We start from the raw sequence: 10640 nt of genomic DNA, 5'->3' as shown, positions 1-10640 counted from the left end.
GTGTACGGCTTGCAATTTGGTTTTATCGATGAGTTCATATTGTGAATACTGGCCGGAGAGATAATCTTCAACTGCCTTCATTTTCAAGTCCGCTGAATACCTGCGGTTACGAGCTTGAATCTCTAGACCGTTCATTCCATACCGTTCATAGCGATGCCGCCATGTCACCAGCGTTTGGACACTGATGTTATGTTTGCGGGCGACCTCCATCCGAGTGCCTTCACCTGATTCCAGTTCTCTAAGAATCCTCAACTTCGCTCCAGCGGAATATTCATTCTTCTTGGCCAAAGAAATACTCCCCTCCAAGCAGCAGGTTTGTTTATTTAACCTGTCTACTTAAAGGGGAGCATATCAGTCATCCCGACCACGGGCAGCCTCTTCCGTTATCCCTTCGGCGCCGTCAGACGCTCCAGCTCCGCCAGATAGGCGAACGCTTCCTCGTCCCGCGTCCCGCACATCTCCGCCGATGCCGCTAGTCCTCCGCAGACGGCCGGTCGCTCCGGCTTGCCGAACAACCGGCACCGGTTGTCGTCGGTCAGCTGCGCGCACCGGACGCCGGCGGGCTTGCCTTCCGGCATGCCCGGGATCGGCGAAGAGATGGAGACGACGATGCAGCAGGCGCCGCAGCCGGCCCGGCATGCCATCCGCCCGCCTCCCGTCATGGGAGGAACGCGCCGAACACTTCGTTGCCGAGCGGCACGCCTCGCTCGCTGAGCCGGTAGCCGTCTTCGCCCGGCGTCGCTTCGATCAAGCCTTGCTCCAGCAGCCGCCGCAGCTCCGCGCCGAAGACGTCCGTCAGCCGCGCGCCGGCGAATTGGCGGGCGAAGTCGGCTTGGCGCACGCCTGCGCGCAGACGCAGCCCGACCATCATGAAGTCTTCCATCGCTTCCCGCGGCGAGACCGGGTTCGTCTCGAGCCGCGGCAGTCCGCGCTGAGCCGCGTCGATATACGGCTGAACGCCCTTGACGTTCAGATGGCGTTCTCCGTTCGCATAGCCATGGGCGCCCGCGCCCAGCCCGTAATAGGGCTCGTTGCGCCAATAGGTGGAGTTGTGCCGGCTCTCGTAGCCCGGGCGGGCGAAGTTGCTGATCTCGTAGTGTCCATAGCCCGCGCCGCCCAGCCGTTCCCGCAGATGCTCGAACATGGCGACTTCGGCGTCTTCTTCGGGCAGCGGCAGCTCGCCGCGCTCATAGAGGCGATGGAACAGCGTGTTCTCCTCCACCTTCAAGCTGTAGAGCGAATAGTGCGGCAGATCGAGCTCGAGCGCGCGCGAGACGCTGTCCGCGAGCTGCTCCAGCGTCTGGCGGGGCAGTCCGAACATCAGATCGATGGACAGGTTCGCGAAGCCCGCGGCCTTGGCGTTGCGGATGCTGTTCACGACGTCGTCCGCTTCGTGAATGCGTCCGATGGCGGCGAGCAGCCCGTTGTCGAACGTCTGGGCGCCGAAGCTGATCCGGTTCACGCCCCCCGCGCGCATCGCTTCGAGCTTGTCGGGATCCGTCGTGCCGGGATTGGCCTCCATCGTGAACTCGGCGTCCGCCGCGATCGGGAAGTGCCGCGACACGGAAGCGAGGAACCGCGTCATCTGCGGCGGAGCGAGCACCGTCGGCGTACCGCCGCCTACGAATACTTTGCGGATCGTCTCCGGCGGCAGCGCCGACACGGTCCGCTCCATCTCCCGCTCCAACGCGTCCAGATACGCGTCGATCGGCTGTCCGGCCGCGACGTAAGAGTTGAAGTCGCAATAATAGCATTTGTTCGTGCAGAACGGGATATGGATATAAAGCGCGCGCGGCGTCCAATCGTGCAGCGGCGGCCGCGCCGTTAGCGTATCGATCATTCGTTCGTCCAGCTCCTTCGAGGGCCGTTCATCTTCGTCTCTTCACCTTACACCAGCAGCGGCGGATTGCCAAATGCCAAAACTCTCCGGGGACCCGATCCCCGGAGAGCGCCTGAACGCTATTCGACAAAAATTCGGCGTCTTCGCCCGAACCAGCGGAGCGATCGGCGGGAAGACGGATAGGGGCGGAAGGGGCCGAATCCGCCTTGGCGGAGCCGCCCCCTTCACGCTATTCGTCCAGCTTCAGCACCGCCATGAACGCTTCCTGCGGCACTTCGACGTTGCCGACCTGCTTCATCCGCTTCTTGCCTTCCTTCTGCTTCTCCAGCAGCTTGCGCTTCCGCGAGATGTCGCCGCCGTAGCACTTCGCGAGCACGTTCTTGCGCATCGCCTTGATCGTCTCGCGGGAGACGATCTTCTGTCCCACGGCCGCTTGGATCGGCACCTCGAACATCTGGCGCGGGATGAGGTCCTTCAGCTTCTCGCAGATGACCCGGCCGCGCTGGTAGGCGCGATCGCGGTGCACGATGAACGACAAGGCGTCCACCTGCTCGCCGTTGAGCAGGATGTCCATCTTGACCAGATTGGACTGGCGATAGCCGGACACCTCGTAATCGAACGAAGCGTATCCCTTCGTGCTGGACTTCAGCTGATCGAAGAAGTCGTAGACGATCTCCGCCAGCGGAATGTCGTACTTCAGCGTGACGCGGTTCGCGTCCAGGTACTGCATGTCGATGAACTCGCCGCGTTTGCCTTGACACAGCTCCATGATCGCGCCGACGAAGTCCTTCGGCACGATGATGGAAGCCTTGACGTAAGGCTCCTCGACGAACTCCAGCTTGCCCGCTTCGGGATATTCCGACGGGTTGGAGATGTCGACCTGCTGCCCGTTCGTCAGCGTCACCTTGTAGACGACGCTCGGCGCGGTCGTGATGAGCGGAATGTTGAACTCGCGCTCGATCCGCTCCTGGATGATCTCCATATGCAGCATGCCGAGGAAGCCGCACCGGAAGCCGAAGCCGAGCGCCTGCGACGTCTCCGGCTCGAACCGGAGCGAGGCGTCGTTCAGCTCCAGCTTCTCGAGCGCGTCGCGCAGGTCGTTGTAGTCCGAGGAATCGATCGGGTACAGGCCGCAGAACACCATCGGGTTGATCCGCCGGTAGCCCGGCAGCGGCTCCGCCGTCGGCTGCTTCGCGTTCGTGATCGTATCGCCGACGCGCGTGTCCTTCACGTTCTTGATCGACGCCGTCACGAAGCCGACGTCGCCGGGGCCCAGCTCGGCGACCGCCGTCGCCCGCGGCATGAACGTGCCGACCTCGACGACGTCGAACGTCGCGCCGGTCGCCATGAACTTCATCGGCGTCCCGGCCCGGATCGTGCCGTCGATGACGCGGATGTAGCAGACGACGCCCTTGTACGCGTCGTAGTGCGAGTCGAAGATGAGCGCCTTGAGCGGTGCGTTCGGGTCGCCCTGAGGGGCGGGCACCTTCTGCACGACCTGCTCGAGAATCTCCTTGATCCCGACGCCGTTCTTCGCCGACGCCAGCACCGCTTCGCTGGCGTCCAGGCCGATGACGTCCTCGACCTCCTGCTTGACGCGCTCGGGCTCCGCGCTCGGCAGGTCGATCTTGTTGATGACCGGGAGAATCTCCAGATTGTTGTCGAGCGCGAGATAGACGTTCGCCAGCGTCTGCGCCTCGATGCCTTGCGCCGCGTCGACGATCAGCAGCGCGCCTTCGCACGCCGCCAAGCTCCGCGAGACCTCGTACGTGAAGTCGACGTGTCCCGGTGTGTCGATCAGATGCAGCGTGTAGATCTCGCCGTCGTCGGCCTTGTACTTGAGCCGGACGGCCTGCAGCTTGATCGTGATGCCCCGCTCGCGCTCCAGATCCATCGAATCGAGCACCTGCTCCTGCATCTCGCGGGACGTCAGCGTGCCGGTATATTCCAATATGCGGTCGGCCAGCGTGGACTTCCCGTGGTCGATATGCGCGATAATGCAAAAATTGCGAATATGGCTTTGCTTGCGATCGTTGTCTGCCATCTGTCGTTTCCTTACCTCCACCAGAGCCTGCGTCATGTGGCTATCCCATCTATTATATCAGGCGGAGCCCGGTGCATCAACGAATCAATCCTTGTCCGGCTTCTCGATCGTCAGCCCTTCGACATGGCGTTTGGACATGAGCTTGCGCTTCTTGCGGTTCTCCACCGTCTCGAAGACGATATCCATGTCGTAATCGTCGGGATATAAATGCTTGCTCTCGATGTAGCGGCGCACCCGCTTCCGATTGATCGGCAGCTTCTCCCCCTGGCTCTGCACGACGAGATTGCCGCGCTCGTCCGCCGGCTTGTAGACGACGGCCGGCCGGTTCATCGCGGGGATCCAGACGACGTCCCCGACGCGGAACGCTTCCTCCGCGCGCGCGGCGCCGGCTCCCCACTTCGGCGCGGGCGGACGGGCCGGCTTGGCGGCATGTCGCGCCGGATCCGCGAGCGGCGCAGACTGAATCGCGGGCGCGGACGCCCCGGTCCCACCCGACTTCAGCCCGCCCGTGACGACGCGGGCCCGCGTGATGATGGCTTCGTCGATCCCGAGCTTGCGCGCGATGACGAAGGCGTAGCTGTTGCCCGCCTCTCCCATGTCGAGCCGGTAGAGCGGCTGCAGCGACTCCTCGTCGAACGCCATCCGCGCGTTGCGGAAGCCGGGCGTCGCGCTGGCATAGGACTTGATCTCGTTGAAGTGCGTCGTGGCGAGCACGACGGCGCCCCGGCGATGCAGCTCCTCGAGGACGGCGATCGACAGGCCGACGCCTTCGCCCGGATCGGTGCCGGTCGCCAGCTCGTCGAGCAGCACGAGCGTATCCCCGCCGGCTACCGACAGGATGTCGATCACGTTCCGGATATGGGACGAGAAGGTGCTCAGGGAGCGGTCCAGGCTCTGTCCATCCCCGATGTCGGCTTCGACCGCCCGGTAGACGGCGACCGTGCTGCCTTCCGCCGCCGGGATGAGCAGGCCCGACTGCGCCATCAGCGTGAGCAGGCCGACCGTCTTCAGCGCGACGGTCTTGCCGCCCGTATTCGGCCCCGTGATGAGCAGCGAACGGTAGGAGCCGTCCACGGCGACGTCGAGCGGAACCGGCTTGCCCGCGAGGAACGGGTGCCGGGCCGCCTTCAGCGCGAACGTGCCGTCTTCGCTGAGCGCCGCCGGTCTGGCGTCCAGCGCAAGCGCCCACTTCGCCTTGGCGAGCAGGAAGTCGTAGTGTCCGACCGTCTCGGCGTTCACCGACAAGGCGTACTGGTGACGCTCCGCCTCGCCGGTCAAATTCGCGAGGATCTGCAGCTCCTCGCGCTGCTCCTCCGACTGAAGCGCCGACAGGTCCATCTGCAGGCCGGCCGTCTCCGCCGGCTCGACGAACACCGTCTGCCCGCTCGAGGATTCGTCCAGCACCGTGCCGGGGATGCGGCGGCGATACTCCTTCTTGACGGGTAGCACGTACCGGCCGTTCCGCTGGCTGACGAGGCGGTCCTGCAGCAGCTCGGCGTGGCGGGACATCAGCCCTTCGAGCCGCCGGTGTAGCTTCTCCTCCGCGACGCGCATCCGTCTGCGGATGCGGGACAGCTCGGGGCTCGCGCCGTCCAGGATGCGGCCGCGGTCGATGCGCGACTCGATCTCCTGCTGCAGCCCGGCTAGATCGTGCATCGAAGCGGCGTAGGCTGCCGCGACCGGAGCGGCCGCGATCTTGCCCGCCATGAAGCGCTGGAGCTGCCCGCAGCTGCGGATGAATTGGGCGAGCTGCCCGAATTGCGCTTCCGACAGTACGTAGCCGGTGCCGAGCAGCGCGAGCAGATCTTCCATGCCGTCCATGGAAGGGAGCGGAACGTTCATGCCTTTCGCAATGAGCTGCCTCGCCTCCTCGGTCTCTCTCAGCCGGCCCGCGATGACGGACGGCTCCGTCGCCGGGCTCAGCTTCTCCGCCAGACGGCGGCCCAAATAGGTAGTCGTATAGGAAAGGACGGCGTCCACGACGCGCGGGTATTCGAGTTTGGTCAGCGAATGGTTTCTCAAGGGGGAATCCTCCGTTTCAAGTGGGGTCGCGCAAGGGACGGCTCGGAAGGGAACGAACGGATTCGCCGGTCTCCAAGGGAGGAGCGGATGCGTTCGAAGCGAGGCGATTCGGAGCCGGACATGCGTATGCGTATCCCGGCCGAAAAGCGCAAAAAAGCCGTGCCCGAATGAGCACGACTTCGATTCCCGGTCCTCGCCGCTACGGCAGGGGGAATGGATGTCGGTTCTTCCCTGGCAATCAGTCACCGGCAGGAAGCGCAAGAGAATAAACCGAACGAATCGGTCGCATCTGTCCTATTGCCTTCCTAAACGGTGTATCCAATTGATCAGTTCAGAACCAATGCAGACATCAAAATTTCCCCTTGATTAACGGAATTGCTCTCAGTATACCCCATTCGACCGCATCCGGCAACTCCCCTGCGCCAATCCGCCCAAGGCGGGCCGTCGCTATCCGGCGACTTTGTCGAACAGGGAGACGATCAACCGGATGCCGCCTTTGGAGATGCTCTGCAGCGCTTCCGCCGTCTTGCCGGCCAGACGGTCCACGGCCGGCTGATGATCGTCCCGCGGAATCGCATAGCCGTCGCCCGTGCCGCCCGTGCCGCCCGCGCCGTCCACCGCCAGCCCCGGCGGCTCGTCCGCGTAGCGCCCGTCGCTGCGCCCGTTCCCGGCCGCCGCGCCGTTCAGCTTGTCCTTCGCGGCGACGTCCGCCTGCCGCTGCGGTGCGCCCGTCGCCTGCGGCTGGCTGGCCGTCGTCGCTTCGCGCTTGTCCACCGGGCCGTAGACGGTGTTGATGCCGCTGTTCGCCAGTTCCATTCCGTACATCACGGCGAAAACGATCAGCCCCCCGATCAGCGCCAGCTTCAGCAAGTCCCGCCCCATCTTGGCCCCTCCCTTTTTCAACTCGCCGTCTTCCCTGCCGGCGCCGAACCGCCGGCTTCCACCGCTTGCTGCTGCGCCCAGTAGATCTCCGAGATCGTTTTGGCCAGCACGTCCGCCGTCCGGTAGCACTCGGCCAGCGTATTGTCGACGCCGCCGATCTCGATCAGCACGCTGTCCGGCGATACCGATTGGTTGTACTCCCCGTTCCCGTTCGCGGCGGTCTTGCCCCAGATGCCGCTGGATAGCCCCGGATAGGCGGCCTCGAGCTTCTCGTGAATCGAATTCGCGAACGCTTCGTTCTCTTTCCAGCGCGGATTGCGCTCTCCGATGATGAAGAAGACTTTGGCGTAGTCGGTGCCGCCGATCGTCGCCGTGGAGTCTTTGCGCCGCTTGGAATCCCGGTGAATGTCGAAGAAAAATTGCAGGTCCCCGTTGCTCGCCATCGCTTGGGCGACCGTCTCTTTGGAGTACTTGTACGATTTGTTCCAGTCGTAGTCCTTGATCGAAGTCGCGTAATCCTGATTCGAATGCGCCGCGCCGACGCCCCGCTTCTCCAACTGATCCGCCAGCCGCTTGCCGACGAGCGTGACGTTGATCTTGCCAGAGTTCGGGTCTTTGGTGCCCGGCTTCAACTCCGGGAACCACGATTCCCGATTGTGCGAATGATAGATGAAGACGACCTTGCGTCCTTCGGTCGTCTTGCCGGCCGGGGGCGCGGCATCGCCGGGATCCGGCTCCTGCGTCTGCGAGGCGGGCGGCGACGGATCCGCGGTCTCTCCTCCGCCCCCGTCCGGAGACGGCGCGGGATCCTCCCCGGGGTCGCCGCTCGCCGGCGGTCCGTGGTCTTCCGGCGCCGCGTTCGCGTCGCCGCCGGAGCCCGGCCGGAACAGGACCGCTTCGTTCCCGTTCGCGCCCGGCATCTCCATCGCGAGCAGGCTCTTCGGATCGTCGGGATTGACGTCCGTGAGGAAGCGCAGCAGGAAGGACGCCATCCGCTCCGTGGCGAACGGAGATTTCTCCTCAGGCTTGTCCATATGCGGCAGTTCCATACCTAGCAGCGAGGAGAAAAAGGAGCCCGACACCGACGCCGCAAAGCCTTTCATCGACTGCATCGGCGAGGCCGCCAGCTTATTTTGCAGCATGCCGCCCAAGCCGAGCAGGACGAACAAGACCATCGAACAGAGACTCAAGGTCAAATAAGCGCGGCCAGTCGCCAAGAAGCGCCTGGAACGCAAGCGAATGCGCGGCCAATCCATCGACACGACGATCCTTTTCATGGTGAACGTCCTCCCGTTCCCCTCCCCTTGCGAGGGATTCTCTCTTTTGATGCGGATAAGAGAGTCTATGAGACGGGCCTCTTCCCTAGAACCGTAGAATCGCAAAAAAAGGAGAGAGTGCCTCCCCGCAGCGCGGGAAGACGCTCTCTCGCAATAAAGGGCCGGAAAGCCGGCCCGGACGGTCTTTCTCGATCCGCCGCCGTCCGTCCGATCCCCCTCGAATCTCGCATCCTATTTCTCTCGATTCGTGCCCTTCGATCCGGATTCGGCTTAGTAGACTTCCAGCTTGGCGACGGAAGTATGTCGACCAGCCGTCAGCTTTCCTTTATGCCATCACTCCGGCCTGTTTTGAGTCGCATGGCCGACTTCAAAAGGCGAGATCACCCCTTCGTAAGACAAATGAAGGGTCATGCCGATGGCCGCATGTTCTAGATTGTGGCAGTGGTCCATCCAAAGTCCGGGATTGTCGGCTTTGAAAGCGACCACGTAGGACTCCCCGGGATCCACGTTCAGCGTGTCCACCCACCATGGACTTCCTGTGGAAGGCTTGCCGTTCCTGCTAAGGACAAGCATATGATGGCCGTGCAAATGCATCGGGTGCGGAACCAAACTGCGGTTGACGAAAGTTGTCTTCACTAGATCTCCCTCTTTGACCATCAACATCGGCGTGTTCGGGAAAACTTCGCCATTGATCGTAAAAAGCCGTTCGAATCCGCCGTCATAAAATCCCAACTTGTTGTCAAACACCATCGTGAAATTCCGATCGAATTGACTTGTTGCATCGAAAAGCGTTTTTAAGGGGCTGCCGTACGTCAATGGATCGAACACCGAGTCGGTCTTCGCCTCGGGTACGCTGCCTTTGCCGTCGGCGCTTAGCAACATGCCGGATGACGGATCGGTGGAAACGTATACCGGCTTATCCGGCATTGTAAATGCGACATCGTATCGTCCTCCCGCAGCCAAAACCAAGCGACGGTTCGTTAGCTCTGCCGGTTCGTTTATGTCCGTTCCGTCGATTGCGGCCACTTTGAACGGCACGCCGGTGATCGAAACATTCTTCGGCCAATTCCCCGTATTAAACAGCCGGAGCCGCACCGGCGTCCCCGCTTTGACGATTCGATGATCAATCGGACTTAGGAGATTCACTTCCGAACCGTCCGCTTTTCTATAAGTCGGATCCATAACGGTAATATCTTCGATACCGGGTTCCAATCCTTCTTTAGGTAGGACAATCAACGTTCCGAACAGCCCGCGTTTTACCTGCTCGGATGACTGCTGATGGGAGTGATACCAATAGGAGCCGACTTGCCTCGCGATAAACCGGTACGTGTAGGTTTGCCCAGGCATGACGGAATCTTGCGTAACGCCGGCTACGCCGTCCTCGGCGTTCGGCACGTCCTGTCCGTGCCAATGAATCGTCACCCCTTCTTCGATATCTTTATTGATCAGCTTCACTTCGACTAGATCTCCTTGTCTGACGCGGAGCTCCGGGCCCGGCAATTGCCCGTTATACGTCCACGCCTCAATCGCGGCCCCGGATTTCAGCGTTACCGTTTTCTTCTCGGCGATCAGCGTAAAACGTTGGTCCGGTTCGCCGCTCCTGGGACCGGTCAACTCCTTTACACTGACGGCTTCAGCATCGGATGAGGACATGGAGGCCATCCCGCTGCGTCCATGTCCCATTTGAGCGCTATTCATCGTCACGCCGCCGCCGTAGTCTGCGCTACCGGCCATCATGCTCATCCGGCCCGGCAGTTTACTAGCCTGTGAGGACCATACCAACCAGCTTGAGGCGCTCGCGAGCGCAAGGAGCACGCATGCGGTTATCCGTACCTTACGGCTCCACTTCGGCTGCCGCCGCTTCCGCAATCGCCATAACGCCCCTGTCAGTGCAGCAAAAATAACTGCAATCAGGATAACGTTCCATATGTCAAGCGACTTCATCGGAAACAGGAGAGTAAGCACGAAATCTACCGAAGCTCCGATGCCTGCCGCTTGAACGGAGAAAACCGCCATCTGTAATTTTCCACTGTCCGGTACCTCAGCCCTAGCCGATTCAACTGCCTTTGACGGCCCGAGCCGATCCCGTTGCCGGTCAGATGCTAGCTTCCATAGTAGAGGAATTGTACGAACCAAAGCCGCCGCAATCGGAACGCCTAGCAGAATGAGATGAACAGTTATCGTATCTCTGACAAAAAACCAGTCTCTAGACCCGAGTATGAAAAGGGTAACGAATTTGCCCGCTGTAAACAGGAGACCGGCGCCCAGCAGCACCAGATGACTCCGCGGGCGAAACGAGTGACGTTTTTCGGACCGGCTGAATCGAATGGCGGCGCACCCCCAAACGACGAACAGCAAAAATTGAAGCGCCAAATCGATTGCGATCAACAACATGTTATTTTCCCTCCGTTTTTTCCGCCATCATGCCGTAGAAAGATCGCTATCCGGCATCTGCTGTGCACACTTTATCAAGCAAATGTCCAGGAGTTATGGAGGAGTTCTCTTTTTTTGTTTAAGAAGTGCCTAATTTGAAGGAATAGCGTTATGATGGCTTTAAATAAAAATGACGGAAAGA

Annotated in this window: 8 protein-coding genes; all 8 read right to left on the bottom strand. The window is 61.5% G+C overall.

Features of this window, described 5'->3' with window-relative positions:
* Positions 1-288 (bottom strand): helix-turn-helix domain-containing protein (locus tag H7C19_RS25130; RefSeq protein ID WP_185671820.1); only part of this gene is annotated, 288 nt, incomplete at its 3' end.
* A gap of 95 nt (positions 289-383) precedes the next feature.
* Positions 384-644, bottom strand: a complete 261-nt coding sequence (locus tag H7C19_RS25125; RefSeq protein WP_185671819.1) for a YkgJ family cysteine cluster protein — start codon at positions 642-644, stop codon at positions 384-386.
* 14 nt (positions 645-658) lie between these two features.
* On the bottom strand, positions 659-1840 hold the full coding sequence (gene hemW, locus H7C19_RS25120) for a radical SAM family heme chaperone HemW (protein WP_185671818.1): 1182 nt from the start codon (positions 1838-1840) through the stop codon (positions 659-661).
* 229 nt (positions 1841-2069) lie between these two features.
* Complete coding sequence (lepA, locus tag H7C19_RS25115; RefSeq protein WP_185671817.1) at positions 2070-3884, bottom strand: translation elongation factor 4; 1815 nt, start codon at positions 3882-3884, stop codon at positions 2070-2072.
* Positions 3885-3968: 84 nt separating this feature from the next.
* Positions 3969-5906, bottom strand: a complete 1938-nt coding sequence (locus tag H7C19_RS25110) for an endonuclease MutS2 (protein ID WP_185671816.1) — start codon at positions 5904-5906, stop codon at positions 3969-3971.
* A 447-nt stretch (positions 5907-6353) separates the two neighbouring features.
* A complete protein-coding gene (locus H7C19_RS25105) occupies positions 6354-6788 on the bottom strand; it encodes a hypothetical protein (RefSeq protein ID WP_185671815.1) in 435 nt (144 codons plus the stop codon).
* A 17-nt stretch (positions 6789-6805) separates the two neighbouring features.
* A complete protein-coding gene (locus tag H7C19_RS25100; protein WP_185671814.1) occupies positions 6806-8065 on the bottom strand; it encodes a stage II sporulation protein P in 1260 nt (419 codons plus the stop codon).
* Between the two features lie 333 nt (positions 8066-8398).
* Positions 8399-10459 carry a multicopper oxidase family protein gene (locus tag H7C19_RS25095; protein ID WP_185671813.1) on the bottom strand — a complete coding sequence of 687 codons (2061 nt, stop codon included), beginning with the start codon at positions 10457-10459 and terminating at the stop codon, positions 8399-8401.
* Between the last annotated feature and the right edge of the window lie 181 nt (positions 10460-10640).

It is taken from the genome of Cohnella nanjingensis, from assembly GCF_014212125.1.
In the GTDB taxonomy this organism is placed as follows: Bacteria; Bacillota; Bacilli; order Paenibacillales; family Paenibacillaceae; genus Cohnella; species Cohnella nanjingensis.
Note: the sequence above shows the minus strand (reverse complement) of the source record. Positions and strands in the feature narration are given on the sequence as shown.

What these genes read in the sequence shown, in the direction of transcription:
- H7C19_RS25125 (WP_185671819.1), bottom strand. Translation starts at nt 644, where the DNA reads ATGGCATGCCGGGCCGGCTGCGGCGCCTGCTGCATCGTCGTCTCCATC.
- hemW (WP_185671818.1), bottom strand. Translation starts at nt 1,840, where the DNA reads ATGATCGATACGCTAACGGCGCGGCCGCCGCTGCACGATTGGACGCCG.
- lepA (WP_185671817.1), bottom strand. Translation starts at nt 3,884, where the DNA reads ATGGCAGACAACGATCGCAAGCAAAGCCATATTCGCAATTTTTGCATT.
- H7C19_RS25105 (WP_185671815.1), bottom strand. Translation starts at nt 6,788, where the DNA reads ATGGGGCGGGACTTGCTGAAGCTGGCGCTGATCGGGGGGCTGATCGTT.
- H7C19_RS25100 (WP_185671814.1), bottom strand. Translation starts at nt 8,065, where the DNA reads ATGAAAAGGATCGTCGTGTCGATGGATTGGCCGCGCATTCGCTTGCGT.
- H7C19_RS25095 (WP_185671813.1), bottom strand. Translation starts at nt 10,459, where the DNA reads ATGTTGTTGATCGCAATCGATTTGGCGCTTCAATTTTTGCTGTTCGTC.